The organism is Actinomadura rugatobispora (genome assembly GCF_055379765.1).
Map to the genome: position 1 here is coordinate 8,866,991 of NZ_AP029191.1, position 24,405 is coordinate 8,891,395.

At 72.8% G+C, this 24,405-nt stretch carries 25 protein-coding genes and 1 pseudogene; 19 read left to right on the forward strand and 7 right to left on the reverse strand.

All coding sequences use genetic code 11. The annotated features are described in order from the left end of the window. Positions 1–13: 13 nt before the first annotated feature. The gene (locus tag ACZ466_RS39915; RefSeq protein WP_378281425.1) at positions 14–982 is read left to right on the forward strand and encodes an arsenic resistance protein; all 969 of its coding nucleotides are present in this window, start codon (positions 14–16) and stop codon (positions 980–982) included. Here ACZ466_RS39915 and ACZ466_RS39920 read toward each other — a convergent pair. Beyond that, positions 954–2,402, reverse strand: a complete 1,449-nt coding sequence (locus tag ACZ466_RS39920; RefSeq protein ID WP_378281424.1) for an aldehyde dehydrogenase — start codon at positions 2,400–2,402, stop codon at positions 954–956. The genes ACZ466_RS39915 and ACZ466_RS39920 overlap by 29 nt on opposite strands. A gap of 73 nt (positions 2,403–2,475) precedes the next feature. Here ACZ466_RS39920 and ACZ466_RS39925 point away from each other — a divergent pair, with 73 nt between their 5' ends. From ACZ466_RS39925 to ACZ466_RS39935, 3 genes are read left to right on the forward strand one after another with little or no spacing between them, the layout of a single operon-like run. Then, the gene (locus ACZ466_RS39925) at positions 2,476–3,816 is read left to right on the forward strand and encodes an aromatic ring-hydroxylating oxygenase subunit alpha (protein WP_378281423.1); all 1,341 of its coding nucleotides are present in this window, start codon (positions 2,476–2,478) and stop codon (positions 3,814–3,816) included. Further along, positions 3,813–4,148 carry a hypothetical protein gene (locus ACZ466_RS39930; RefSeq protein WP_378281422.1) on the forward strand — a complete coding sequence of 112 codons (336 nt, stop codon included), beginning with the start codon at positions 3,813–3,815 and terminating at the stop codon, positions 4,146–4,148. The genes ACZ466_RS39925 and ACZ466_RS39930 overlap by 4 nt, the downstream gene beginning before the upstream one ends. Continuing rightward, positions 4,145–4,990 carry a TauD/TfdA dioxygenase family protein gene (locus tag ACZ466_RS39935; RefSeq protein ID WP_378281421.1) on the forward strand — a complete coding sequence of 282 codons (846 nt, stop codon included), beginning with the start codon at positions 4,145–4,147 and terminating at the stop codon, positions 4,988–4,990. Before ACZ466_RS39930 ends, ACZ466_RS39935 begins: the two co-directional genes overlap by 4 nt. A gap of 30 nt (positions 4,991–5,020) precedes the next feature. Here the strand turns inward: ACZ466_RS39935 and ACZ466_RS39940 are convergent, their stop codons facing one another. After that, entirely contained in the window at positions 5,021–5,641 is a 621-nt protein-coding gene (locus tag ACZ466_RS39940; protein WP_378281420.1) for a TetR/AcrR family transcriptional regulator, read from the reverse strand. A 149-nt stretch (positions 5,642–5,790) separates the two neighbouring features. Here ACZ466_RS39940 and ACZ466_RS39945 point away from each other — a divergent pair, with 149 nt between their 5' ends. From ACZ466_RS39945 to ACZ466_RS39975, 7 genes are all read left to right on the forward strand, one after another. Then, positions 5,791–6,828 carry a 2Fe-2S iron-sulfur cluster-binding protein gene (locus tag ACZ466_RS39945; RefSeq protein WP_378281419.1) on the forward strand — a complete coding sequence of 346 codons (1,038 nt, stop codon included), beginning with the start codon at positions 5,791–5,793 and terminating at the stop codon, positions 6,826–6,828. A 26-nt stretch (positions 6,829–6,854) separates the two neighbouring features. Further along, the gene (locus ACZ466_RS39950) at positions 6,855–7,619 is read left to right on the forward strand and encodes an SDR family NAD(P)-dependent oxidoreductase (RefSeq protein ID WP_378281418.1); all 765 of its coding nucleotides are present in this window, start codon (positions 6,855–6,857) and stop codon (positions 7,617–7,619) included. A gap of 62 nt (positions 7,620–7,681) precedes the next feature. Further along, a complete protein-coding gene (locus tag ACZ466_RS39955) occupies positions 7,682–8,941 on the forward strand; it encodes an aromatic ring-hydroxylating oxygenase subunit alpha (RefSeq protein WP_378281417.1) in 1,260 nt (419 codons plus the stop codon). Then, a complete protein-coding gene (locus tag ACZ466_RS39960; protein WP_378281416.1) occupies positions 8,938–9,270 on the forward strand; it encodes a hypothetical protein in 333 nt (110 codons plus the stop codon). The genes ACZ466_RS39955 and ACZ466_RS39960 overlap by 4 nt, the downstream gene beginning before the upstream one ends. A gap of 68 nt (positions 9,271–9,338) precedes the next feature. Next, a complete protein-coding gene (locus ACZ466_RS39965) occupies positions 9,339–10,568 on the forward strand; it encodes a metal-dependent hydrolase family protein (protein WP_464041865.1) in 1,230 nt (409 codons plus the stop codon). Positions 10,569–10,649: 81 nt separating this feature from the next. After that, on the forward strand, positions 10,650–11,243 hold the full coding sequence (sigK, locus tag ACZ466_RS39970; RefSeq protein ID WP_378281414.1) for an ECF RNA polymerase sigma factor SigK: 594 nt from the start codon (positions 10,650–10,652) through the stop codon (positions 11,241–11,243). Then, positions 11,240–11,956: an anti-sigma factor gene (locus ACZ466_RS39975; protein ID WP_378281413.1), complete on the forward strand. Its 717-nt coding sequence runs from the start codon at positions 11,240–11,242 to the stop codon at positions 11,954–11,956. Before sigK ends, ACZ466_RS39975 begins: the two co-directional genes overlap by 4 nt. A 7-nt stretch (positions 11,957–11,963) precedes the next feature. Here the strand turns inward: ACZ466_RS39975 and ACZ466_RS39980 are convergent, their stop codons facing one another. Genes ACZ466_RS39980 through ACZ466_RS40000 form a run of 5 tightly spaced genes read right to left on the reverse strand, consistent with a single transcriptional unit; the run spans position 11,964 to position 16,013 of the window. Further along, a complete protein-coding gene (locus tag ACZ466_RS39980) occupies positions 11,964–12,794 on the reverse strand; it encodes a fumarylacetoacetate hydrolase family protein (protein ID WP_378281412.1) in 831 nt (276 codons plus the stop codon). After that, the gene (locus ACZ466_RS39985; RefSeq protein ID WP_378281411.1) at positions 12,794–13,237 is read right to left on the reverse strand and encodes a VOC family protein; all 444 of its coding nucleotides are present in this window, start codon (positions 13,235–13,237) and stop codon (positions 12,794–12,796) included. The genes ACZ466_RS39980 and ACZ466_RS39985 overlap by 1 nt, the downstream gene beginning before the upstream one ends. Before the next feature lie 12 nt (positions 13,238–13,249). Continuing rightward, positions 13,250–14,341, reverse strand: a complete 1,092-nt coding sequence (locus ACZ466_RS39990) for a Gfo/Idh/MocA family protein (RefSeq protein ID WP_378281410.1) — start codon at positions 14,339–14,341, stop codon at positions 13,250–13,252. Next, positions 14,338–15,222 carry an amidohydrolase family protein gene (locus tag ACZ466_RS39995; protein WP_378281409.1) on the reverse strand — a complete coding sequence of 295 codons (885 nt, stop codon included), beginning with the start codon at positions 15,220–15,222 and terminating at the stop codon, positions 14,338–14,340. Before ACZ466_RS39995 ends, ACZ466_RS39990 begins: the two co-directional genes overlap by 4 nt. Then, positions 15,222–16,013, reverse strand: a complete 792-nt coding sequence (locus tag ACZ466_RS40000) for an SDR family NAD(P)-dependent oxidoreductase (RefSeq protein WP_378281408.1) — start codon at positions 16,011–16,013, stop codon at positions 15,222–15,224. Before ACZ466_RS40000 ends, ACZ466_RS39995 begins: the two co-directional genes overlap by 1 nt. A 129-nt stretch (positions 16,014–16,142) precedes the next feature. Between ACZ466_RS40000 and ACZ466_RS40005 the strand changes: the two genes are divergently transcribed. The 8 genes and pseudogenes from ACZ466_RS40005 (at position 16,143) to ACZ466_RS40040 (ending at position 24,405) form a co-directional block, all read left to right on the forward strand. After that, a complete protein-coding gene (locus ACZ466_RS40005) occupies positions 16,143–16,817 on the forward strand; it encodes a GntR family transcriptional regulator (RefSeq protein WP_378281407.1) in 675 nt (224 codons plus the stop codon). Continuing rightward, positions 16,810–17,781, forward strand: coding sequence for a C-terminal binding protein (locus ACZ466_RS40010; protein ID WP_378281406.1), 972 nt, complete (start codon positions 16,810–16,812; stop codon positions 17,779–17,781). The genes ACZ466_RS40005 and ACZ466_RS40010 overlap by 8 nt, the downstream gene beginning before the upstream one ends. After that, the gene (locus ACZ466_RS40015; RefSeq protein ID WP_464041866.1) at positions 17,778–18,533 is read left to right on the forward strand and encodes an SDR family NAD(P)-dependent oxidoreductase; all 756 of its coding nucleotides are present in this window, start codon (positions 17,778–17,780) and stop codon (positions 18,531–18,533) included. Before ACZ466_RS40010 ends, ACZ466_RS40015 begins: the two co-directional genes overlap by 4 nt. Before the next feature lie 53 nt (positions 18,534–18,586). Beyond that, positions 18,587–19,129, forward strand: a pseudogene (locus ACZ466_RS40020) (glycoside hydrolase family 78 protein); the annotation flags it as partial. Further along, positions 19,095–21,413 (forward strand): family 78 glycoside hydrolase catalytic domain, encoded by a 2,319-nt coding sequence (locus ACZ466_RS40025; protein ID WP_464041867.1) that lies wholly within the window; start codon positions 19,095–19,097, stop codon positions 21,411–21,413. The pseudogene ACZ466_RS40020 and the gene ACZ466_RS40025, both read left to right, overlap by 35 nt. Before the next feature lie 32 nt (positions 21,414–21,445). Next, positions 21,446–22,699: an ABC transporter substrate-binding protein gene (locus tag ACZ466_RS40030; RefSeq protein WP_378281403.1), complete on the forward strand. Its 1,254-nt coding sequence runs from the start codon at positions 21,446–21,448 to the stop codon at positions 22,697–22,699. Between the two features lie 9 nt (positions 22,700–22,708). Continuing rightward, positions 22,709–23,569: a carbohydrate ABC transporter permease gene (locus ACZ466_RS40035; RefSeq protein WP_378281402.1), complete on the forward strand. Its 861-nt coding sequence runs from the start codon at positions 22,709–22,711 to the stop codon at positions 23,567–23,569. Continuing rightward, positions 23,566–24,405, forward strand: a complete 840-nt coding sequence (locus tag ACZ466_RS40040) for a carbohydrate ABC transporter permease (protein ID WP_378281401.1) — start codon at positions 23,566–23,568, stop codon at positions 24,403–24,405. The genes ACZ466_RS40035 and ACZ466_RS40040 overlap by 4 nt, the downstream gene beginning before the upstream one ends.

The window sequence follows — 24,405 nt, forward strand, 5'->3', positions numbered from 1 at the left end:
GCTCTTGTCCACCATGGAACGCCACCAGGTCGCCGTCTACGTGGGGGCCCTGGCGGCCGGGGGCCTGGTGGGCCGGGCCGCCCCCGCTGCGGGGCCCTGGCTCGAGCACGCCATCAACCCGGTGCTGGCGGCACTGCTGTACGTGACGTTCTTGCAGGTCCCCGCCGCCGATCTGGCCCGGTCGCTGCGCGCGGGCCGGTTCCTGGCCGCCGCCCTGGTGGTGAACTTCGCGGTCGTCCCGCTGGTCGTGGCCGCGATGTTCGGGTTCCTGCCCGGTGATCAGGCCGTCCGGCTGGGCGTGCTGCTGGTGCTCCTGACGCCGTGCGTCGACTACGTGATCGTCTTTTCGGGGCTGGCCGGCGGCGACAACCGGCGACTGCTGGCCGCGACCCCGCTGCTGCTGCTCGTCCAGATGATCCTGCTGCCGGGGTTCCTGTTCGTGTTCATGGGGCCGGGGCTGGCCGAGGTGGTGGACGCCCGCCCGTTCGTCGAGGCGTTCCTGACGCTGATCGTCGTCCCGCTCGCGCTGGCCTGGCTCACCCAGGCATGGGCGGCCCGCCGGCCGGCCGGGCGGCGGGCCGCGGACGCGGCGGGCACGGCCATGGTGCCGCTGATGGCGGCCACCCTGGCCACGGTGGTCGCCTCCCAGGTGCCCGAACTGGGCGGCGACCTGGCCGCCGTGGCCCGCGTCGTGCCGTTCTACGTGGCCTTCCTGGTGGTGATGGCCTTCGCCGGTCTCGGCGTCGCCCGCCTGTTCCGCCTGGACGTGCCCGCCGGCCGGGCCATCGTGTTCACCGGTGCCACCCGCAACTCCCTGGTCGTCCTCCCCCTGGCCCTGGCCCTGCCCGACACGCTGGCCGTCGCCGCGGTGGTGGTGGTCGCCCAGACCCTGGTGGAGGTGATCGGCATGGTGGTCTACATCCGGGCGGTGCCGCGGCTGCTGCCGACGCCGGCTACGGGGCCGCGATCGAGATCGACTTGATGTCGAGGTAGCCCTCGATGCCCTCGCGGCCGAGTTCGCGGCCGTAGCCGCTGGCCTTCACACCGCCGAAGGGCGCGGCCGGGTCCATCGAGTACCCCTGGTTCACGCCGAAGGTGCCGGCGCGCACCCGGGCGGCCACGCCGAGGCCGCGCTCGGTGTCGGCCGTGAACACCGCGCCGGCCAGGCCGTACTCGGTGTCGTCGGCGATGCGGACGGCCTCGTCCTCGTCGCGGTAGGGCAGCACCGCGATCACCGGGCCGAAGATCTCCTCGCGGGCGATGGTCATCGAGGGGTCGACGCCGCTGAACACGGTGGGCCGCACGTACCAGCCGCGCTCGACGCCCTCGGGCAGGCCCGTGCCGCCGGTGACGAGCCGGGCGCCCTCGCGCACGCCGATGTCGATGTACTCTCGCACGCGCCGCTGCTGGCGTTCGGCCACGAGCGGGCCCATCTCGGTCCGCGGGTCGGTCGGATCGCCGACCTTGAGGGCCGACAGCGTCGCCGCGAGGGCGTCGGCGTGCTCGTCGACGCGGTTCGCCGGTACGAGCACGCGCGTGAGGGCGTTGCAGATCTGCCCGGCCATGCCCATGCCCGAGAAGCGGACGGCCGTCGCCACCGCCGCCGGGTCGGCGTCCTCCAGCGCGATGGCCGCCGACTTCCCGCCGAGTTCGAGGCCGACCCTGGTGAGGTTGGCGGCGCACGCCGCCGCCACCTGCCGGCCGGCCGCCGTCGAGCCGGTGAAGGAGACCTTGTCGACGCCGGGGTGGGCGACGAGGTGCGCGCTCACGTCGCGGTCGGCGGGGATGACGCTCACCACGCCCGGCGGCAGGCCGGCCTGCTCGAACAGGCCGGCCAGGAACAGCGCGTCGAGCGGCGACTCCGGTGCCGGTTTGAGCACGACGGTGCAGCCCGCGAGCAGCGCCGGGACGATCTTGGTCACCGTGAGGAACTGCGGCATGTTCCACGGGATCACCGCGGCGACGACGCCGACGGGCTCCCTGCGCAGGACGATGTCCTGCCCGTACACGCCGGGCCGCTTCTCCTGCCACGGGTAGCCGTCGGCGATGTCGGCGATCGCGCTCATCATCGACCAGGGCAGGGCGACCTGCGCCCGTTCGGCGAAGGAGATGGGGGCGCCCAGCTCGGCGGTGATGAGCGCGGCCAGCTCGTCGCGGCGCTCGCCGTAGAGCGCGGCCAGCCGGCGGATCACCGCGACCCGCTCGGCCGGATCGGTACGCGGCCACGGCCCCTCGTCGAACGCCCGCCGGGCCGCGGCGACGGCGCGGTCGACGTCCGCGGTGCCCGCCGCGGCGGCGCGGCCGATCGGCTCCTCGGTGTGCGGGGAGATCACCTCGATGTGCCGGCCGCTCTCCGGGGTGATCCACTCGCCCCCGATGAACAGGTCTTTCCACTCGTTCATGAACGCTCCCTCGTCGGCGCGGACCTTGCGGCCCCGGCTCGGCGCGTGTTATCCAGAGCATGTTAGTCAGTCGATGAACATCGCGACAGATGTCGTCGAGCGGGACGGCAGGGAAGGACGGGCCATGGCGCGTTCGGGCAAGCCGCCGGAGGCCAGCTGGACCGGACGGGTTCCGGAGATGGGGACCGGCCTGGTGTCGTACGAGGACTCGATCTCGCCGGAGTTCTACGAGCTGGAACGCGAGGCGATCTTCCGGCGGGCGTGGCTGAACGTCGGCCGGGTCGAGCAGCTGCCCCGCAAGGGGAGCTTCTTCACCAAGGACCTCGGCGTCGCCAGGACCTCGCTCATCCTCACGCGGGGGCTCGACGACCGGGTCCGCGCGTTCCACAACGTGTGCCGCCACCGCGGCAACAAGCTGCTGTGGGGCGAGACGCCGCGCGAGGAGACCCGCGGCACCTGCCGCGAGTTCATGTGCAAGTACCACGGCTGGCGGTACGGCCTGGACGGTGCGCTGAAGTTCGTCCTCCAGGAAGAGGAGTACTTCGACTTCGACAAGGCCGAGTTCCCGCTCGTGCCGGTGCACTGCGAGGTCTGGGAAGGGTTCGTCTTCGTCAACCTGGCCGACGAGCCGAGCCAGTCGCTGCCGGAGTTCCTCGGGCCGATGGTGCGGGGCCTGGAGGGCTACCCGTTCCACCTGGTCACCGAGCGGTACGCGTTCAAGGCCGACATCCTCAGCAACTGGAAGATCTTCCTCGACGCGTTCCAGGAGTACTACCACGCGTCGATCCTGCACTCGCAGCAGCAGGTCCCGGCGCTGCGGAGCTTCCAGACCGGCTTCAAGGTCCCGCACTTCCAGATGGACGGGCCGCACCGGCTGGTGAGCACGGGCGGGTGGAAGGGCGTCCCCAGGCATCTGACGCCGCCGCACGAGATGTACCCGATCGAGCACGTCACCGAGGCCGGCCTCATGGGCCCCTGGGAGCGCCCGGACATCCCCGAGCTCGACCCGGTCAACCTGCCGGCCGGGCTCAACCCCGGAGGGCTCGATCCGTGGTCGATCTCGAACTTCCAGATCTTCCCCAACTTCGTGATCCTGGTCTACGAGCGGGGCTGGTATCTCACGTACCAGTACTGGCCGACCTCCCCCAACACGCACACGTGGGAGATGTCGTACTACTTCCCGCCGTCGCGCAACGCCAGCGAGCGGATCCGGCACGAGGTCACCGCCGTGGTGTCCAAGGAGGCCGGCCTCCAGGACGCGGGCACCCTCGACGGGACCCAGCTGGGCCTGGAGTCGCGGGTCATCGACGCGTACCCGCTGTCCGACCAGGAGGTCACGGTCCGGCACCTGCACAAGGTCGTCGGCGACTGGGTGCGGTCCTACCTGCGCGACGAGCAGGGGGTCCCCGCGTGAGCGACCCGATGCTTCCGGACGCGTTCGCCGACTGCGAGCCGTTCGCCGCCAAGTGGTGCATCCCGACCGAGGCGGCCCGGTACGCCGAGCGGCTGAACAGCACGATCGCGGAGATGCAGCCGTTCTACGACGCGATGTACCCGCGCGTGCGCGACGCCATGGCGCACCTGGACACGTTCCCGCTGCACGAGCTGCCCGAGCGGGAGCTGAACCTGCTCCACCTCGTGTACTCGCTGATCATGGTCTCGCTGCCCGTCGAGGTCTGGCACCAGCCCAAGGTCATCGACTCCGGCACCGCCTACTTCGACCGCTACCTGGAGCCCTCCCCGTGACCACGACCATCACCTGCCGGCCCCTCGCCGCCACCGTCGGCGCCGAGGTCGGCGGCCTGAGCGCCGAGCGGCTCGCCCGGGACGACGCCGTCGCCGGGGCCATCCTGGACGCGCTCGAGCAGTACGGCGTCCTGGTCCTGCGCGGCCTCCACCTCGACCCGGAGAACCAGGTCGCCTTCTCCCGGCGGCTCGGCGAGATCGACTACGAGGCCGGGCACCACGCCGTCCCCGGGATCTACCGCGTGACGCTCGACAAGTCGAAGAACGCGTCGGCCGACTACCTCAAGGCCACCTTCGAGTGGCACATGGACGGCTGCACGCCGCTCAACGGAGAGCCGCCGCAGAAGGCCACCGTCCTCAGCGCCAAGGAGGTGGCCGCCGGCGGCGGGGAGACGGAGTTCGCCAGCACCTACGCCGCCTACGAGCTGCTCGGCGACGAGGAGAGGGAACGGTTCGGCTCCCTGCGCGTCGTGCACTCGCTGGAGGCGTCCCAGCGCCGGGTCACGCCCGATCCCGCGCCCGAGCAGCTCGAACGGTGGCGGAGGCGGCCGACGTCGACCCACCCGCTGGTGTGGACGCGCCGCACCGGCCGCAGGTCGCTCGTCATCGGCGCCCATGCCGACCATGTCGTCGGGATGGACGCCGGCGAGGGCCGGGCCCTGCTGCAGGAGCTGCTCGACCGGACGACCGCGCCCGAGCGCGTCTACCGCCACCGGTGGTCGGTGGGGGACACCGTCATCTGGGACAACACCGGCGTCGTGCACCGCGCCGCGCCGTACCCTCCGGACTCGCCCCGCGAGCTGCTCCGCACGACGGTGTTCGGAGACGAGCCGATCCGTTGAGGGCCCGGGGTCGTTCGCCGGCCGGTGCGCCTACTCGGCGCGGCCGGCGACGGCCCCGTCACCGGCCGGCCGCCGCTCGCCCTCGAGGGCGCGGATCTCGCGCTCGATGACCGCGACCGTCTCGGCGTGGCCGATGTCGAGGTCGAATCCCTCTTCGATGTGCATGAAGCGGGAGAAGCTGGCCATCAGGAGGATCAGCGACGCGGGCGGCCACCGCCGGGGATCGACGCCGTGGCCTTCGAGCACGCCCGAGAGCGTTTCGAGCTGCAGCGTGCGGAACTTCCTCGAATACGCGGCGATCTCGGCGCGGATGGCCTTGCGGTGGTTGGCCAGCGCGGTGAACTCCATGATGAGCGCGTTGCTGGAGAAGTCGTGGGTCAGCTCCCAGAAGGCCCACAGGGGCTGCGGGGACCGCAGCGCCTCCTCGAGCCGCCGCAGGCTCCGCTCGGCGCCCCGCCGGAAGAGCTCGATGAACAGGTTGTCGACCGTTCCGAAGTAGTAGAACACCAGCGCGTTGTTGAGCCCCGCCTTCGCCCCGAGCCGGCGGGTGGTGACGGCCGCGTACCCCTCCTCGAGCATGAGCTCCTCGGTGGCGTCGAGCAGCGCGGTGCGGGTCGCCGACTCGTCGACGGGGCTCCGTCGTGCCGGCATGCGCGTCCTCCCCCTGCAGGTCCCAGATCTTTCTCCAGTATGGCGCCCGGGCGGCCGCCCCCGGCCCTTGCCCCCGGTGCGGCTCCCATGTTAATCATGTGATCAAAGATGTTAGTCGCTTGACTAACGTCCCGGCCGATGGGAAGAGCATGCCCTCAGACGCGGTGCCCCCGGACCGGGTCCCGGAGCGCCTCCGGTACCACCCGCTGCGCGTCCGGCGCATCGTCGAGGAGACCCCGGAGGCCCGCTCGCTCGTGTTCGAGGTGCCGTCCGGGCTGGCCGGCGCCTTCGCCTACGAGGCCGGGCAGTTCGTCACGATCCGCGTCGCCCGCCAGGGGCGGACCCACCTGCGCAGCTACTCGATGTCGTCCGCGCCGGAGGTGGACGGCGAACTGCGGGTGACGGTGAAGCGGGTGCCGGGCGGCCTGGTCTCGAACTGGCTGAACGACGCCGTCGGCGAGGGGGATGTGCTCGACGTCGCCCGGCCGGGCGGCTCGTTCGTCCTCGACCGGGGCGGGCACGACATCGTGGCGTTCGCCGCCGGCAGCGGCATCACGCCCGTGTTCTCCATCCTGAAGACCGCCCTCGCCACCACCGGACGCCGCGTCCGCCTCCTCTACGCCAACCGCGCCCGGGAGGCCGCCATCTTCGGCGACGAGCTCGACGCGCTGGCGGGACGACACCCGGACCGCCTCGCCGTCGAGCACCACGAGGACCTGGCGCGCGGCTTCGTCGACCGCGGCACCGTGGCCCGCCACGCCGCCGGCGCCGGCGACGCCGCCTTCTACATCTGCGGGCCGGACGGCTTCATGGACGTCGCCGAAGCCGGGCTCCGTGACCTGGGGGTCGGACAGGACCGGATCCGCATCGAGCGGTTCACCCCCGCCGAGCAGCCCGCGACCGGCCCCGCCGACGGCATCGAGGTGACCGTCAAGCTCGGCGGCAAGACCGCGACCGTTGCGCACCGCCACAACGCCACGCTCCTGCAGACGGCGCGGTCCGCCGGTCTCCGGGCGCCCTCGTCGTGCGAGGCGGGGACCTGCGCCACCTGCATGGCCCGCGTCGTGCAGGGGCGCGCGGTCATGCGGAACAACGAGGCGCTGACCCCCGACGAGGTCGACGAGGGATGGGTGCTCACCTGCCAGGCGGTGCCGGCCAGCCCCGTCGTCGAGGTCGTCTACGAATGACCATGAGAATGAGGAGGGACGGAGCGATGCCACGTACGGAGGGGCGGCGGCCCCGGGTGGCGGTGGTCACGGGAGGGGCGTCGGGCATCGGCGAGGCCACCTGCCGCCACCTGGCCGAGCAGGGCCACCGCGTCGCCGTGCTCGACCTCGACGGCGACGGCGCGGCCCGGGTCGCCAAGGAACTGCGGACGCAAGGCGTGGAGACGCTCGGGCTCGCCGCCGACGTCACCGACCGCCCCGCCCTCGACGCCGCGTTCACCGAGATCCGCGCGGCGCTCGGGCCGACGGAGATCCTCGTGACCAGCGCCGGTCTCGTCGCCTTCGACCGGTTCGAGGAGATCACTCCCGAGCGGTGGAACCGCCTCATCGACGTGAACCTCACCGGCACCTTCCACTGCTGCCAGGCCGCCGTGCCCGACATGGTCGCGGCGCGCTGGGGCCGCATCGTCACGATCGCCTCGTCCAGTGCCCAGCGGGGCTCGCCCACCATGGCGCACTACGCGGCCGCCAAGGGCGGGGTGATCGTGCTGACCAAGTCCCTGGCCCGCGCCTACGCGTCCCAGGGCATCACGGTCAACAGCATCCCGCCGTCGGGGATCGAGACCCCGATGCAGCACCGGTCGCAGGCCGAGGGGAACCTGCCCCCGAACGAGAAGATGGCCGCGAACATCCCCCTCGGCCATCTCGGGACCCCGGACGACATCGCCGCGGCGGCCGCCTTCCTCGCCTCCGAGGAGGCCGGCTTCATCACCGGGCAGGTCCTCGGCGTCAACGGCGGGTCGGTGCTGTGACGCCCGGCCGCCCCCATCCACCCCATCGCCCCACCGCCCCATCGCCCTGAAGGAGGAGGACCATGCCGCGATTCCCCAAGCCGCCCGAGGGCAGCTGGACCCAGCACTATCCCGAGCTGGGCACGGAGCCGGTGTCCTACGAGGACTCGATCACCCCCGAGTTCTACGAGCGTGAGAAGGCGGCGATCTTCAAGCGCGCCTGGCTGAACGTCGGCCGGGTGGAGCAGCTCCCGCGCAAGGGCAGCTACTTCACCAAGGACATCGCCGCCGCCGGCGCGGCGATCGTCGTCGTCCGCGACAGGGAGGGGGAGGTCCGCGCCTTCCACAACATCTGCCGCCACCGCGGCAACAAGCTCGTCTGGTCGGACGACCCCAAGCAGGACACCGCGGGCTTCTGCCGCCAGTTCACCTGCAAGTACCACGGCTGGCGCTACGACCTCGACGGCTCGCTGAACTTCATCCAGCAGGAGGGCGAGTTCTTCGACGTCGACAAGAGCAGGTACGGACTGGCGCCGGTGCACTGCGACGTCTGGGCCGGGTTCATCTTCGTGAACTTCGCCCGCGAGCCCGAGCAGTCGCTGCGCGAGTTCCTCGGCCCGATGGTGACCGCCCTGGAGGGCTACCCGTTCGAGAAGCAGACCGCCCGCTTCGGGTACAGCACCACGATCCAGGCCAACTGGAAGCTGTACATGGACGCCTTCGCCGAGTTCTACCACGCACCGGTCCTGCACGCGAAGCAGTCGCCGGAGAAGTACTCCACGGCCGCCCAGCAGGCCGGATTCGAGGCGCCGCACTACCAGCTCGAGGATCCGCACCGGATGGTGAGCACGTCGGGCGTCCGCTTCTGGGAGATGGACACCGAGCTGGTCAAGCCCATGGAGATCCTGACCCGCAGCGGGCTGTTCGGCCCGTGGGACCAGATCGACCTGGGCGAGATGCCGGCCGGCGTCAACCCCGCCAAGTGCGAACCTTGGGGGCTGGACTCCTTCCAGCTGTTCCCGAACTTCGTGATCCTCATCTGGAGCCAGGGGTGGTACCTCACCTACCACTACTGGCCGACCTCGTCCAACACGCACGTCTTCGAGGGGAACGTCTACTTCGTGCCGGCCACCAACGTCCGCGAGCGCATCGCCCAGGAGATGGCGGCGGTGACGTTCAAGGAGTTCGCACTCCAGGACGCCAACACGCTCGAGGCCACGCAGATGATGCTGGAGACCCGGTACGTCGACCGCTTCCTGCTCAACGACCAGGAGATCCTGTGCCGGCACCTCCACAAGGTCGTCGGCGACTGGGTCCACGACCACGAGGGGGCCCGCAAGTGAGCGCGCTGCTGCCGCGGGAGTTCGCCGGTCTCGAACCGTTCGCCGTGAAATGGTGCCTCCCCACCGAGCACGAGCGGTACGGCACCCGGCTCGCCAGCACGATGGAGGAGATGCAGGCGTTCTACGACGCGGTCGTGCCCCGCGCCGAGGACGCCATGGCCTACATCGAGCGGCTCCCGTTCGACGCGCTGCCCGAGGACGCGACCAACCTCCTCCACCTGCTGTACTCGATGATCGAGGTGTCCTTCCCCGTCGAGGTGTGGCGCCAGCCGAAAGTCCCCGACAGCGGCTCGTCGACCTTCGACTGCGACATCGAGCCCGCCCCGTGACCGCTCCGGCTGCGCCGTCCGAGGGGGGACGACCCCCCACGCCCCCCGGGGCGCCTTCGGCGCCGATCGTGCTGCGGGCCGCCCGCTGGGTGGACGTCGACGCGGGGGAGGTCCGGTCCCCGGCCGTGATCGTGGTCGAGGGGGACCGCATCGCCGCGATCGGCCCCGCCGAGATCCCGGCCGGGGCGACCGAGCTCGACCTGGGCGAGGTGACGCTGCTGCCCGGGCTGATGGACATGGAGCTCAACTTCCTGATCGGCGGCCCGGAGACCCCGACGGGCCTGCCGCTGCCGATGCACGGCGTCCAGGACGATCCGGCGTACCGCTCGATCCGCGCGACCCTCAACGCCCGCACGACGCTGCACGCCGGCTTCACCACGGTCCGCAACCTCGGCCTGATGGTCAAGACGGGCGGCTACCTGCTGGACGTCGCGGTGCAGCGCGCCGTCGACCAGGGATGGGTGGAGGGCCCGCGGATCATCCCGGCCGGGCACGCGGTCACCCCCTACGGCGGCCACCTCGACCCGACCGTGTTCCAGCGCCTGGCACCGGGGATCATGCCGCTGAGCATCGGGGAGGGCATCGCCAACGGCGTGGGGGAGGTGCGCGCCTGCGTCCGCTACCAGATCCGGCACGGCGCCAAAGTGATCAAGGTGTCGGCCTCGGGCGGGGTGATGTCGCACAGCACCGGCCCCGGCTCCCAGCAGTACTCCGACGAGGAACTGGCCGCCATCGCCGACGAGGCCCACCGGGCCGGCATCCGCGTCGCCGCCCACGCGGTGGGCGACCGGGCCGTCCAGGCGTGCGTCCGGGCCGGCATCGACTGCATCGAGCACGGCTTCCTGGCCAGCGAGGAAACCCTCAAGATGATGGTCGAGCACGGCACGTTCCTGGTGTCGACGACCTACCTGACCGACGCGATGGACATCGGGCGGGCCGCGCCGGAGCTGCGGAGGAAGGCGGCCGAGGTGTTCCCCCAGGCCCGGTCGATGCTCCCCAAGGCCATCGCCGCCGGCGTCAAGATCGCCTGCGGGACCGACGCCCCGGCCGTCCCGCACGGCGACAACGCCAAGGAACTGGTCGCGCTGGTGTCGCGCGGGATGACGCCGATGCAGGCCCTGCGGGCGGCGACGGTCACCAGCGCGGAGCTGGTCGAGCTGGACCACGAGCTCGGCCGGCTGCGGGAGGGCTTTCTCGCCGACATCATCGCCGTCCCCGGCGACCCGTCCCGGGACATCACCGTCACCCAGGACGTCCGTTTCGTCATGAAGGACGGCCGCATTCACAAGGGCCCCTGACCCCGCACCGTTCGGACGGGCGTGTGAGCTTGTTCACACACCCACCCGCGGCGCCGTCCGCTCCGAACCATGATTGTGACGATGAACGATCCGAGCGGGCGGGCCCGGCGCGCGGCGCCGGGCACGGTGGACGCCGTGGACGATCTGGCCGTGCTGCTGGCCCGTGTCGCCCGCGGTGACCAGGACGCCTTCGAAGAGGTCTTCCAGCAGTTGTCCGGGCCCGTCTACGGGCTGGCCCTGCGGGTGCTGCGCGATCCTGCCCAGGCAGAGGAGGTCGCCCAGGAGGTCCTCGTCGAGATTTGGCGCAAGGCGTCCCACCACCGGCCCGAGCGCGGCAGCGCCCTGGCGTGGGCGATGACGGTGGCGCACCGGCGCGCCATCGACCGGGTCCGCTCCTCCCAGGCGGGACGCGACCGGGAGAGGCGCGCCGCCGCCCCCGATCCGGACTACGACGTCGTGGCGGAGGAGGCCCACACGCGCCTGGAGCACCAGCAGGTGCGGCGCTGCCTGGGCGGCCTCACCGACGTCCAGCGCGAATCGATCACCCTGGCCTACTACGGCGGCTACACCTACCGGGAGGTCGCCGAACTGCTGGGCGTCGGCCTGGCCGCGGTCAAGACCCGTATGCGCGACGGGCTCATCCGCATGCGCGACTGCCTGGGAGTCCAGCGATGACCCAAGACCCGCACCTGCTGGCCGCCGCCTACGCCCTGGACGCGCTCAGCGACACCGAACGCCGCCGCTTCCGGCGCCACCTGGACGGGTGCGCCACGTGCGCCGAAGAGGTCGGCGGCCTCCGCGAGACCACCGCGCGCCTGGCCGTGGCCGCAACCCGGCGGCCACCGGACTCCCTGCACCGCGACGTCCTCGAGGAGATCGCCCACACCCGGCAGCTCCCGCCCAGGATCGCCCGCGGCCTGCCCCGCGCCCGTGCCCGCGGCGCCGGGTGGGTCCTCGCCGCGGCCTGCCTGGTCCTGGCCCTGATCAGCGGTACGGCGGCCGTCCAGCAGTACCGCGAGGCCGACCGCGCGCGGGCGTTTGACCGCCAGGTCACCGCCGTCCTGACCGCGCCCGACGCCCGCACCGCCACCGCCCGGCCCGGCGGCGCCGGCACCCTCACCGTCGTGGCCTCCCGCTCGCTCGACAAGGCCGTGGTCGCCGCGTCCCGCCTCCGCGCCCTGCCCAAGAACGAGACCTACCAGCTGTGGTACCTCGGACGGGCCGCCCCGCGTTCGGCCGGAACCCTGCCGCCGCCCGCGAGCCAGGGACGGCGCCCGTTCATCGCAGAGGGACTTGCCGACGCCCGCACGATCGCCGTCACCGTCGAACCCGCAGGCGGGTCCTCGCAACCCACCGGCGCGCCCTTCCTGACCGTCCCGCTCGGCTGAGGGGACGTCAACGCAGCCGGTGCCGCATCTCGCCGACGCCGGTGACGCCGGTGACGAGTTCGTCGCCGGGGGCCAGCCGGCGCGGCGGGGTGCGGCCCATGCCGACGCCCGCGGGGGTGCCGGTGAAGATCAGGTCGCCGGACAGCAGCGGCAGCGTCGCCGACAGCTCCTCGATCAGGCGGGGGACGGGGAACACCAGATCGCTCGTCCGGCCGTGCTGGACCCGCTCCCCGTTGAGCTCGCACCACAGCTCGATGTCGTCAGGGTCGTCGAAGGCGTCCGGGGTCACCAGGCACGGCCCGATCGGGCCGAAGCCCGGGTGGGACTTGGCCAGGCTGAACTGGGGCGCGGGCCCCGCGAGCTGGCCGATGCGCTCGGACAGGTCCTGCCCCGCGGTGAGGCCGGCGACGTGGTCCCAGGCGTCCGCCTCCTTCACATGGCGGGCCGTGGCGCCGATGACGACGACCAGCTCCACCTCCCAGTCGGTGTGCCCGCCGGGCGGAAGCGCGACCGTGCCGCGGGGGCCGGTGACGCAGCTGGGGAACTTGGTGAACACCGTGGGCCGGTCGGGCGTCTCGAAACCCGCCTCGGCCGCGTGCGCGCGGTAGTTCATCCCGATCGCGAACACCTGGCGCGGTGCCGGGACCGGCGGGCCGAGCAGGTCCGGGTCGTAGGGCGTCCCGCCGGAGGCCGTCGCCGCCCAGGAGGCGAACTCGGCCCAGCGGGCGTACACGGCCTGGGGGTCGGCGCCGAACCGGCCGCCGGAGGCGTCCTCCACGTCCAGCGCCCCGGAGCCGGTGAGCAGGACGAGGCGTCCGCCGAGGTTCGCGACGCGCATCAGCGGATCTCCATCAGTTCGAGGGTCAGCCCCTGCGGGTCGCGGAAGTAGGCGACCCGGCGCCCCGCGTTGGGGCCGGAGGTGATCTCCACCGGGGCCGCGCTGCGGGGCGTGGCCCCCAGCCCGGTCAGCCTGGCGTACTCGGCGTCCAGGTCGTCGGTGTTCAGGCACAGGTGGGCGGTGCCGGGGTTGCGGGTCTCCAGGTCGACCGGGACGCCGACCGGGTTGAGGTACTGGATGAGCTCGAGCAGCCCGTCCGACCCCGGGATCCGGAAGATCGCGATGTCCAGCCGGGCGTCGGGGTAACCGATCTGGACCGAGGTGTAGGGGGCGTCGTACACGCGGCGCACCAGCGGCTCGGCCTCGAACACCTTCTGGTAGAACGCGGCGGCCTCCTCGATGTCGGTGACCGTGAATCCCACGTGCGAGAAACCTGTGAGCATCGGGCGTCCCTCTCAGAGTCGCGTCGGGTCGACGATGGTGTTGTCCCGCGCCGAGCGGTACATGGCGGCGACGAACTGCACGGCGCCCAGGCCGACGTCGGCGGGGGAGCCGTTGCCGCCCCGCCCCAGCGCGACGTCCACGAGGTTGCGGACGGGCGCGTGCTCGGGATTGCGCTCCCCGGCGGGCAGCCGCGGCAGTTCGGTGAGGCCGCCCGCGTGGTGGACCGAGGCCGTGCCCTGGTTGACGTCCAGCAGGACGTGCCCGTGCCGGCCGAAGACCTCCAGGCGCATGATCTCCTCATGGACGGGCAGCACGGCGCCGGTGGAGCTCAGGGTCCCGATCGCACCCCCCTCGAAGCGGATCGCGATGCTGTCGGCGAGGTCCACGTCCAGCTCGAAATCGGCACGGAACGCGGCGATGCCCCGCGGGCGGAGCCCGGTGAGCCACAGCAGCAGGGCCGCCGCATGGGTGACCTGGGTCTGCCCCTGCCCTCCGCCCGACAGTGCCGGGTCGCTGTAGGTGCGCGAGTCCGGGGCGTTGACGGTGTAACCGAACACCTCCCGGTACGGCTCGGGATCGCCCCGGTACAGCTCGCGGACCGTGGAGGCGTACAGCACCGACACGTGCTCGACGGGCCCGATCGTCCCCTGGGCGATCGTGTCGCGCAGCGCCAGCACATGCTCGTTGTAATGCCACGGATAGTCGACGATCAGCTCGGCGCCGCGGTCGCGGGCGAGCGCGACCAGCTCGCGGGCGTGCGCGGGCTCGATCGTCATCGGCTTCTCCAGCAGCACGTGCGCCCCGTGCTCCAGCGCGAGCCTGGCCACCGGGTGGTGCGCGGCGTGCGGGACGGCGATCACGACGCCGTCCACGTCCACCGCGTCCAGGAGGGCGGCCGTGTCGGCGAACGCCGCGGGCACGCCGAACGCCTTCGCCGCCGCCTCCAGCCGCGCCGGGTCGGAGTCGGCCACCGCGACGATCTCCGCGCCGGGGTGCTCGGAGAGCGCGGGCAGGTGCGCGTAGGTGGACCACCACCCGCAGCCGATCACGGCGATCCGCGCGACCCTCCCGCCGGTCCCGCCGCCGCCGGAGCGGGCGGTCATGAGCCCTCCCCGAGGCGGAAGATCCGTTCGGCGTTGCCGTGGAACAGCGCGTGCCGCTCGGACTCGCCGAACTCCGCGATGATCTCGGCGTAGGCGTCCACGACGTCGCCGTAGGAGCTGTAGAGGCGGTCGACGGGCCAGTTCGAGCCGAAGAACGCGCGGCCGGCGCCGAACGCCTCGACGCATTCGAGCACCCAGGGGCGGAGCGAGGAGACCGTCCACCGGTGGTCGGCCTGACCGAGGCCGGAGATCTTCACCACCGTGTTCGGCGCCTTGGCCAGCTCGCGCATCCCGGCGCGCCATTCCTCGAAGTAGGCGCGGTCCCGGCGGCGCGGGTATCCGGCGTGGTCCACGCACAGGGTCACCCCGGGATGGCGTTCGGCCAGCTTCCGCGCGTCGGCCATCTCTTCGACGGCCGGGTCGTCGCAGCAGACGAGGCCGTACCGTTCCAGTGCCGCGTAGCCCCGATGCCAGTCCGGGTCGGTCAGGTAGCCGTCGTAGCGCAGGTCGCGGATGCCGCGCAGGTTGGCGAACGCGGCGTGCCGGGCGAGCACCGCGGCCGCGTCGGGACGGGCGAGGTCGGCGTAGGCCACGATCCCGTGCGGGGCGCCGAGCCGGTCGGCGAACGCCTGGAGCCAGCGGGTCTCCTCCACCGGGTCCTCGCTGCCGATCGCGGCCTGGACGTGCACGACCTTGGCGACGTTGTGGAAGCGCGTCTCGGCGAGGAAGTCGTCGGCCCAGTAGCGCTGGGCGCGGATGGCGGCGTCGGGGCCGGTCACCTCGTCCACGGGGGCGCCGGGCTCCAGCCAGCTGTAGCGCAGCCTCGGATGGCCCATGTCGTGGAAGTGGACGTGCGTGTCCACCAGCGGGATGGCGGCCATCAGCGGGTCCCCGGGACCGTGCCGAGGTGCGCGCCGCCGTCCACGTCCAGGGTCACCCCGGTCAGGAACCCCGCCTGCTCGGACAGGAGGAAGAGCACGGCGTCGGCGACGTCGTCCTCGCTGGCGTTGCGGCCGAGCGGGTTGGTCCGGGCGGTCGCCTTCATGATCGCCTCCGGTGTCTCCCCGGCCTGGCGGACCTTCCAGTCCAGCACCTCCTGGCCCATGCCGGTCGTGGGCACTCCCACCGGGCAGACGCAGTTGGCCGTGACGCCGTCCGGCGCGAGCTCGGCCGCCACCGACTCGGTCAGTCCGATCAGGCCGAACTTGGAGGCGGTGTAGGGGACCTGCCGGGCGAAGCCGCGCCGCCCGCAGTCCGAGCCGATCGTCACGATCCGCCCCCGGCCGCTGGAGCGCAGCGGCGCGGCCGCGGCCTGGACGGTGATGAACGCGCCCTTGAGGTTGACGCCGAGGGTGCGGTCCCAGTCCTGCTCGGTGGTGCTCTCGAGCGAACCGATGTGGAAGACGCCCGCCGAGACGACGAGGGTGTCCAGCCCGCCGAACCTCTCCACGGTCGTGCGGACGGCCCGCGCCATCTCCTCGGGGGACCGGACGTCGGCGGTCACGCCCAGCGCCCGGTCGCCCAGCTCGCCGGCGACCTCCGCGGCGCCGTCCGCGTCGACGTCCACGACCGTCACCGCCGCGCCGGCGGCGTGCAGCCGGTGGGCGATCAGCCGCCCGAAACCCGATCCGCCGCCGGTGACCAGCGCCTTCCGCTGTGCTGCGATCCGCATCCTGCCCCTCTTTCACCACGAGTCTCACCACGGGTCTCACCACGGGTTCGCTAGATGCTATAGCGTTTGCCATGAACTCGCTATACGCTAAATGCTATAGCGTTCACTGCCGAGATGACGGAAGCGCAGATGACACTGAACCCACTGAACCCCGGGAACCTCGCCGACCAGGTGGCCGGCAGCATCCGGGACGCGATCCACGACGGTCGGTACGCGCCCGGGACCCGGCTGGTCGAGCGCGCGCTGGCCGCCGAGCTGGGCGTGAGTCACATCCCGATCCGCGAGGCGCTGTCGAAGCTGGCCGACGAGGGGCTGATCGAGCGGACGCCCCGCCGCGGCTCGCGGGTCGCCACGCTCACGCCCCGGGAGCTGGACGAACTGTGCTCGCTGCGCGTCGTCCTGGAGCAGTTCGTCGTCACCCGCGTCCGGGAGCGCCTCACCGACGAGGACGAACGCGAACTGCGCGCGATGGTCGCGCGGATGCGCAAGGAAGCGGTCGAGGGCAACTTCCGGCAGGTGTTCGACATCGACCAGCGCTTCCACGAGCGGCTCTGGGAACTGGCCGACCACGGCCTCGTGGGCGAGCTGGTCACCCAGCTGCGCAGCCGCATCGGCGCGTTCCTGCGCGCGGCCACGGCCGCGCTGCGGCCGGGGGAGCTGGAGCACCACGCCGCCACCCACGACGTGCTCCTCGACGCGATCCTCGACCCCGACCCCGCGGTCGCCCAGGCCGAGATGGCGCGCCACATCGAGATCGCCGCCGAACGCATCCGGACCGCGCTGCCGGAGGCCGCCGATGAGTGAGCTCGTCGTCGTCACCGACACCGACCTGCCCGGCACCGAACGCGTCCTGGAGATCCTGCGGGCGGGCGGGCTGCGGACCAGGGTCGCGCGGTGCCGCACCGAGGACGAGGTGATCGAGGCCGCCGCGGACGCCACCGCGCTGATGGTGCAGTGGGCGCCGATCACCGCCAAGGTCCTCGACCGGCTGGAGCGCTGCAGGTTCGTCGGGCGGCTCGGGATCGGCTACGACATGATCGACGTCGAGGCCGCCACCGCGCGCGGCATCGCCGTCGCCAACACCCCCGACTACTGCGTCGAGGAGGTCGCGGCGCACACGATCGCGCTCGTCATGGCGGCCGGACGGCGGCTGTTCCCGCTGGACCGCGCGGTGCGCCGGAGCCGCTGGGCGGTGACCGAGGACGCGCCCGCCGCCTTCCGGCCGTCCCGGACCACCCTGGGCGTCGTCGGCTTCGGCCGGATCGGCTCGCGCACCGCCGCCCACGCCGCCGCGCTCGGTTTCCCGGTCGTCGTGCACGACCCGCATGTGACCGACCATGTGATCACGGCCGCGGGGCACCGGCCCGCCGGGCTGGAGGCGACGCTGGCCGCCGCCGACGTCCTCAGCCTGCACGTCCCGCTGACCGCCCGCACCCGCCACCTGCTGGACGCCCGCGCCCTCGCCCGCCTCCCGCGCGGCGCGGTGGTCGTCAACACCTGCCGCGGCGGCCTGATCGACGAGGCGGCGCTGGCCGGAGCGATCCGGGACGGGCATCTGGCCGGGGCCGCGCTGGACGTGTTCGAGACCGAGCCGCTGCCCGCCGGCAGCCCCCTGCGCGACCTGCCCGGCGTCATCCTCACCCCGCACGCCGCCTGGTACTCGCCGCAGGCGCTGGACGAACTGGGCGAGCGGACGGCGCGGCAGGTCGTGGACTTCCTGGACCGGCGGCCCGTCCCCTCGATCGTCAACCCGGAGTACGTCCGATGACCCCGGCCGAGAACCGCACCGTCCTGGTCACCGGAGGGAGCGGCGGCATCGGCGCCGCGACCTGCCGCCTGCTCGCCGGCCGCGGCGACGACGTCTGGCTCACCTACGCCGCCGACGCCGCGGGCGCCGGCCGCGTCGCCGCCGAATGCCGCGCCCTCGGCGTGCGGGCGGTCGCCTCGCACCTGGACCAGCGCGACCCGGACGGCGCCGCACGGCTCCTCGACCGGGTCGCGGGGGAGTGGGGGAGCCTCAACGCCGTCGTCAACAACGCCGGGATCTGCCCGTACACCGACTGGGAGGCGATCACGGCGGCGGACTGGGACGCCGTCATGGAGACCAACGCCCGCGGCGCCTTCCTGGTCGTGAAGGCCGCGATCCCGCTGCTGCGGGCGGCGCGCGGCGACCGCTCGATCGTCAACGTCGCCTCGCTGGCGGGACAGGCCGGGGGGCTCACCACCAGCGTCCACTACGCCGCCAGCAAGGCCGCGGTGCTGGCGCTCACCCGGTCGTTCGCCCGCCGGCTCGCGCCCGAGGGCATCCGGGTGAACGCCGTCGCCCCCGGTCCCATCGGCACCGAGATGATCGCCGCGCTGGACGGCCGGGCCCGCGACGCGCTCGCCGCCTCGGTGCCGCTCGGCCGGCTCGGCGCGGCCGAGGAGGTCGCGCACGCGATCGGCCTGCTGGTCTCCCCGGAGGCCGGGTTCACCACCGGCGCCACCTACGACGTCAACGGCGGCCTGCGCATGGACTGACCGATCGACCGACACCGCCCGCCACGACCGCACGCGAAGCAGGGGAGAGACAGATGACCGAGACCGGAGAGCTGCGGGCCACAGGGTTGCGCTGCCAGCATCTGGTGGACCCGCTCGGCCTGGACGTGCCCGAGCCGGTGTTCGGCTGGGTGCCCGAAGGGCCGGGCGCGGAGGAGCTGCGGGCGTACCAGATTCTGGTCGCGTCCGCGCCGGGGCTGCTGGCGGCCGGGAGCGCCGACCTGTGGGATTCGGGCCGGGTCCCGGCGGACCGGGTGAACGGGGTCGCCTACGCGGGCCGCCCGCTGCGTTCGGGCGAGCGCTGCTGGTGGACGGTCCGGCTGTGGGGTCGCGGCGGCGGTCCGGGCCCGGACGCCCCGCCCGCCAGATTCGAGATGGGGCTGCTGGAACCGTCGGACTGGGGCCGGGCCCAGTGGATCGCGGGGGAGGCGGGCGTGTCCTCGCCGCTGCTGCGCGCGCAGTTCACCGTGCCCGGCACGGTCACCCGCGCCCGCGCGCACGTCTCCGCGCTCGGCTACTACGAGCTGCGGCTGAACGGCGGCCGTGTCGGCGACCGCGTCCTCGATCCCGCCACCACCAGCTACGACCACGATCCGGAGTTGCGCGACGGCGACGGCGAGCCCGCCCGCATCCCCGACCCCCCGCGTCCTGGCCTCCACCTACGACATCACCGGGCAGGTGAACGCGGGCGCGAACGCGGTCGGGCTGATCCTCGGCCACGGCTGGTACAGCGCGGAGCCGGACAACGGCCCGGGGCCGTTCCCGCGCACGCCGTGGGGCGACCGTCCCGCCGCGCTGCTGCGCATCGAGATCGAGACGGCGGAGGGGCAGCGGGTGACCGTCGTCAGCGACGGCACCTGGCGCACGTCCGCCGGGCCCGTCGTCTACAACGACTACTCGCACGGCGAGCACTACGACGCCCGCAAGGAGGCCCCCGGCTGGGACCGCGCCGGGTTCGCGGCGGCGGGCTGGTCCCCGGCGGCGGAGGTGCGGGCCCCGGCCGGACGGGTCCGCGCGCAGCTCCTGGAGCCCGTCCGCGTGATCGAGACGCTCTCACCCGTCGCCACGACTCGGGCCGATGAGGGCAGGCAGGTCGTCGACTTCGGCCAGCACGTGTCCGGCTGGACGGCGATCCGCGTGACCGGCCCGGCCGGGGCGCGCGTCGAGCTGCGGCACGCCGGTGAGGTCGACGCCGACGGGAACCTCGACGACGACGCCAACACGCAGTCCTGGCTCGCCGCCAGGCAGACCGACGTGTACACCCTCAAGGGCGCCGCCGAGGAGATCTGGGAGCCGCGGTTCACCCTGCACGGATTCCGCCACGTCGAGGTGACGGCCTCCAGCCCCGAGGTGGAGCTGCACGAGGTGCGCGCCCGGGTCGTCCACTCCGACCTGGAGCCCGCGGGCACGTTCGCCTGCTCCGACGACCTGCTGAACCGCATCCACCGCAACGTGCTGTGGACGTTCCGCGCCAGCTTCCAGGGCTTCCCCCAGGACGCCGCCGACCGCGCCGAACGCGTCGGCTGGGTCGGCGACCCCGGCTGGTCGGTCGAGGACTACCTCTACGACTTCGAGGCGCGCGCGTTCTGGCTGAAATGGCTGGACGACCTCGCCGGCACCCAGCTGCCCGACGGCCGCTTCCCGACCATCTGCCCGCTCCAGTGGCGCGGCAAGGTCGAGATGCAGGAGGCGCTGGACAGCCAGGAGTACGGCGACCTGGAGAAGGCGCGCGAGGAGCTCCCCGACGACTGGTCCGCGGTGATCTACTGGCCGTACGCGCCGCTGCCCGACTTCGCGATGACGTCGTACCCGAGCATCGCGTGGAACCTGTACCGGTTCTACGGCGACCGCTCGATCCTGGAGCGGCACTACCCGGGCATGCGCCGCGGCGTGGAGTTCCTGCGGACCCGCGCCAAGGACCTCATCCTCAGCGAGGGCCTCGGCGACCACATGGAGCCCCAGCCGGACGGCACGTGCTCGCTCAGCCCCAACCGGACGCCCGTGGAGCTGACCTCCACCGCCTGGTTCCACGCGGTGACCACGATGGTCGCGGACGCCGCCGCGGTCGTCGGCGAGGACGCCGACGCCGCCCGCTACCGCGAACTGGCCGAGGCGATCCGGACCGCCTTCAACGACCGGTTCCTCGACCCGGCCACCGGTCGCTACGCCACCGGCTCGCAGACCGCGCAGGCGATGCCGCTGTGGTTCGGCATCGTCCCGGACGAGCATCGCGACCGCGTCGGCCGGGTGCTCGTCGAACGGATCGAGAGCGACGGCGGGCATCTGAGCACCGGCACGATGGGCACCGCGGCGCTCCAGAACGTCCTGACCGGGATCGGCGCGGCCGACGCCATGTACGGCATCGCCACCAAGACCACCTTCCCCAGCTGGGGGCAGCAGGTCGAGCGCGGCGCCACCACGATCTGGGAGACCTGGGGCGGGGATCCCACCTTCAGCCGGAACATGAAGCTCATGGCCATGATCGAGAAGTTCCTCTTCAACGACGTGGCCGGGCTCGCGCCCGCCGAACCGGGCTGGCGGCGCATCCGGGTGCGCCCCGCGCTCACCCACCGGCTGGAGCGCGCGAGCGCCCGGCTGCGCACCGTCCGCGGCGACGCGTCCGTCGACTGGCACGCCGCCGACGGCGCCCTGGACATCGTGGTGCGGGTCCCGGCGACCAGCGAGGCCGAGATCTGGCTGCCCGCGTCCGCCGCCGCCCCCGCGGAGCTGACCAAGGACGGCCGGACGATGTGGCGTTCCGGCGCGAACGGCGTCGAGGGAGTCAGGCGCAGCGGCGAGCACCTCGTGATCGAGGTGGGCGGCGGGTCCCACCGGCTCCGGCTGGCGCCGGCGCGCGACTGAGTCAGGCCCCGCGGCCAGGAAGAAGGTCACTCATGAAGAACAGGCTCAGAACACTGTGCTGCCTCGCGCTGGCGCCGCCGCTGCTGGCGACCGGATGCGGCGGCGGCGATGCCCGCGGCGACGGCGAGCTCGTCCTCTCGGTCTGGGACGACGGGCGCAAGGAGGGCTCTTTCGACGTCGCGGCGCGGGAGTTCGAGAAGGCGAACGCCGGCGTCACCGTCACGGTGAAGAAGACCCCCTTCGACCAGCACCTCCAGGCGCTCAGGCGGCAGCTGGCCACCGGCCGCGCCCCGGACGTCGCGCTGACGGTGCTCGGCTACGGCGAGTCCGGCACGGCCCGTGCCCTGGCGGACAAGGGGCTGCTCGCCGACCTGAGCGCCGCGTCATGGGCGGGCGGGATCCCCAAGGACTACAGGTCGGTCGTCGGCGACGGCTCGAAGGTGTACGGCCTCCCCATCGACACGATGGCGATCGGCGTGCTCGCCCCCAAGGGCACGCCCGTGCCGAAGACCTTCTCCGAGGTTCTGTCGCGGTGCCGTGAGGCCGCGGCGGGCGGGAAGGCCGCGTTCGCGATGGCCGGCCATGAGGATTCGAAGATGCCGCACATCGTGGGCTTCGCGCTGGCGGCGTCCACCGTCTTCGCCGACGACCCCGGCCATGCCGCCAAGCGCCTGGCGAACCAGGCCACCTTCGCCGGTACGGCGGGCTGGGCGAAGGCCGTGGAGCGCTTCGGGCAGATGAAGGACGCCCGCTGCTTCGCCGAAGGCGTGGCCGGGACGACCCGGGAGGCGGCCGCGCGGTCCCTCGGCGAGGGCAAGGCGCAGATGGTCGTCGCCCCCACGGTGACGCTGCCTCTCTGGCAGGCCGCCGCCCCCAAGACGACGTTCACGATGTTCCCCTTCCCCGGCGACGACGACCCCGCGCGGGTGCGCGTCCCGGCCGGTCCCAGCAGCGGCCTCGTCGTCCCCGCCAAGGCGGGCGCCCCGGCGCTCGCCAAGCGGTTCGTCGACCACTACGCCGCCCACCGCGTCCGCTACACCGCGCTCGACGACGCCGTCCCCGCCATCCCCGAGGGCCCGGACGCCAGGCGCGTCCCCGCCTACGCCGCCGCCCTGGAGCCCTACCTCCGCGACGGGAGGACCAGCCCGATCATGGACCAGCACTGGCCGAACCCGGAGCTGATCACCCTGTTCGACAGCGGCCTGGTCAAGATCCTCAACGGCCGGACGGGGCCCGCCGACGTCCTGCGGCCCATGGACGCGGCCTGGACGAGCAAGGCCCCCTAGGAGCCCCCCATGATGAGAAGTCCGAGAACGGTGCCGTGGGCCTTCGTCGCCCCCGCCGCCGTGCTGACCCTGCTGCTCCTGCTCGGGCCGTCCCTGCTCGGCGGGCTGTCGGCGTTCACCGACTGGGACGGGCTGACCGCGCCCTCCTGGGTCGGCCTGGCCAACTTCGGCGAGTTCTTCGGCGAAGGCTCGCACGTCGTGGCCCAGACGCTCGTCCTGGCCGCGCTGTACGTGGTCGGCGTCAACGCCGTCGGCCTCGGGCTGGCGCTCGGCCTGGCCCGCACCCTGCGCACCCGCCACGTCCTGCGCGCGCTGTTCCTGGTCCCGGCCGTGGTGAGCCCGCTGGTGGTCGCCTACATCTGGAAGTTCATCCTGGACGTCGACGGCCCGCTGAACGAGCTGCTGGAGGGCACCGGGCTCGCCTCGTTCGCCCAGCCGTGGCTCGGCCAGCGGAACACCGCCCTCGTGGCCGTCGTCATCGTGATGATCTGGCAGTTCTCCGGCTACCACATGCTCATCTACCTCGCGGGCGTGCAGAGCGTCCAGGACGAGCTGCTGGAGGCCGCCCACGTGGACGGCGCCGGGCCCTGGCGCCGGTTCCGCGACATCACGCTGCCGCTGCTGCGCCCCGCCGTCGCCATCGGGACCGCCCTGTCCACGATCTCGGCGTTCATGCTGTTCGACCAGGTGATGGCCCTCACCGGCGGCGGCCCCGCCGGCGGCACCGACACGCTCGGCACCTACGTCTACAAGCAGGCGTTCGTCAACGGCCGGTACGGCTACAGCGCGGCGGTCGCGCTGCTGCTGGTGGCCGGGGTGTGCCTGGCGGCGCTGGTGCAGGTCCGCGGGCTGCGAGGGAGGCGCGCGTGAACCGGTACGGCCGCTGGACGGCCTTCCGCGAACTGGGGCTCTGGCTCGGCGCGCTGCCCATGCTCGCGCCCGTCTACCTCGTGGTGGCCACGACGCTCCGCGATCCCGGCGACTCCGGCGGGTCGACGCTGGCGCCGCCGTCCTCGCCGTCGCTCGGCAACCTCGGGCGGGCCTGGAACGAGGCGGGCGGCGACACCGTGTCCTTCCCGCAGGCGCTGTTCAACAGCGCGCTGACGACCGCCGCGGTCGTGCTGCTGCTCGTCGTCCTGGCGGCACCGGCCGGGTACGCGCTCGCGCGCCGCGGAACGAAGCTGTCGGGCGCGGTGTTCGGGCTGTTCGTCCTCGCCCTGATCATGCCGATCCAGCTCGGGATGATCCCGCTGTACGCCTTCATGGTCGAGGCGGGCCTCACCGGCACCCGCGCCGGGCTGATCCTGGTCTACCTGGGCCTCCAGATGCCCCTGGCGGTCTTCCTCTACACCGGCTTCTTCCGCGGCATGCCGGCCGCCTACGAAGAGGCCGCCCGGGTGGACGGCGCCCGGCCGCTGCGCGTGTTCGTCCAGATCGTGTTCCCGCTGGTGCGGCCCGTCACCGGCGTCGTCGCCACGCTGACGGGGCTGTTCGTGTGGAACGACTTCTTCGTCGCGCTGGTCTTCGCGGGCGGGAGCGACAAGGTGACGCTCCCCGTCGCCGTCTACTCGTTCGTCGGGCGCTACACGGCGGAATGGCCCCTGATCTTCGCCGCCGCGCTGATCGCGGCCGTGCCGGTCGTGGCGCTGTTCGCCGTCGCCCAGCGCTCGGTCATGAAGGGCTTCACCAGCACCCTGCACGGGTGA

Bases quoted from the DNA above. Each gene is read 5' to 3' on its own strand.
- ACZ466_RS40000 (WP_378281408.1), bottom strand. From the start codon at position 16,013: ATGCGGATCGCAGCACAGCGGAAGGCGCTGGTCACCGGCGGCGGATCG.
- ACZ466_RS39980 (WP_378281412.1), bottom strand. From the start codon at position 12,794: ATGCGCGTCGCGAACCTCGGCGGACGCCTCGTCCTGCTCACCGGCTCC.
- ACZ466_RS39990 (WP_378281410.1), bottom strand. From the start codon at position 14,341: ATGACCGCCCGCTCCGGCGGCGGCGGGACCGGCGGGAGGGTCGCGCGG.
- ACZ466_RS40010 (WP_378281406.1), top strand. From the start codon at position 16,810: ATGAGTGAGCTCGTCGTCGTCACCGACACCGACCTGCCCGGCACCGAA.
- ACZ466_RS39985 (WP_378281411.1), bottom strand. From the start codon at position 13,237: ATGCTCACAGGTTTCTCGCACGTGGGATTCACGGTCACCGACATCGAG.
- ACZ466_RS39945 (WP_378281419.1), top strand. From the start codon at position 5,791: ATGCCCTCAGACGCGGTGCCCCCGGACCGGGTCCCGGAGCGCCTCCGG.
- ACZ466_RS39955 (WP_378281417.1), top strand. From the start codon at position 7,682: ATGCCGCGATTCCCCAAGCCGCCCGAGGGCAGCTGGACCCAGCACTAT.
- ACZ466_RS39975 (WP_378281413.1), top strand. From the start codon at position 11,240: ATGACCCAAGACCCGCACCTGCTGGCCGCCGCCTACGCCCTGGACGCG.
- sigK (WP_378281414.1), top strand. From the start codon at position 10,650: ATGAACGATCCGAGCGGGCGGGCCCGGCGCGCGGCGCCGGGCACGGTG.
- ACZ466_RS39940 (WP_378281420.1), bottom strand. From the start codon at position 5,641: ATGCCGGCACGACGGAGCCCCGTCGACGAGTCGGCGACCCGCACCGCG.
- ACZ466_RS40005 (WP_378281407.1), top strand. From the start codon at position 16,143: ATGACACTGAACCCACTGAACCCCGGGAACCTCGCCGACCAGGTGGCC.
- ACZ466_RS39925 (WP_378281423.1), top strand. From the start codon at position 2,476: ATGAACATCGCGACAGATGTCGTCGAGCGGGACGGCAGGGAAGGACGG.
- ACZ466_RS39950 (WP_378281418.1), top strand. From the start codon at position 6,855: ATGCCACGTACGGAGGGGCGGCGGCCCCGGGTGGCGGTGGTCACGGGA.
- ACZ466_RS40035 (WP_378281402.1), top strand. From the start codon at position 22,709: ATGATGAGAAGTCCGAGAACGGTGCCGTGGGCCTTCGTCGCCCCCGCC.
- ACZ466_RS40030 (WP_378281403.1), top strand. From the start codon at position 21,446: ATGAAGAACAGGCTCAGAACACTGTGCTGCCTCGCGCTGGCGCCGCCG.
- ACZ466_RS39920 (WP_378281424.1), bottom strand. From the start codon at position 2,402: ATGAACGAGTGGAAAGACCTGTTCATCGGGGGCGAGTGGATCACCCCG.
- ACZ466_RS39915 (WP_378281425.1), top strand. From the start codon at position 14: ATGGAACGCCACCAGGTCGCCGTCTACGTGGGGGCCCTGGCGGCCGGG.
- ACZ466_RS39995 (WP_378281409.1), bottom strand. From the start codon at position 15,222: ATGGCCGCCATCCCGCTGGTGGACACGCACGTCCACTTCCACGACATG.
- ACZ466_RS40015 (WP_464041866.1), top strand. From the start codon at position 17,778: ATGACCCCGGCCGAGAACCGCACCGTCCTGGTCACCGGAGGGAGCGGC.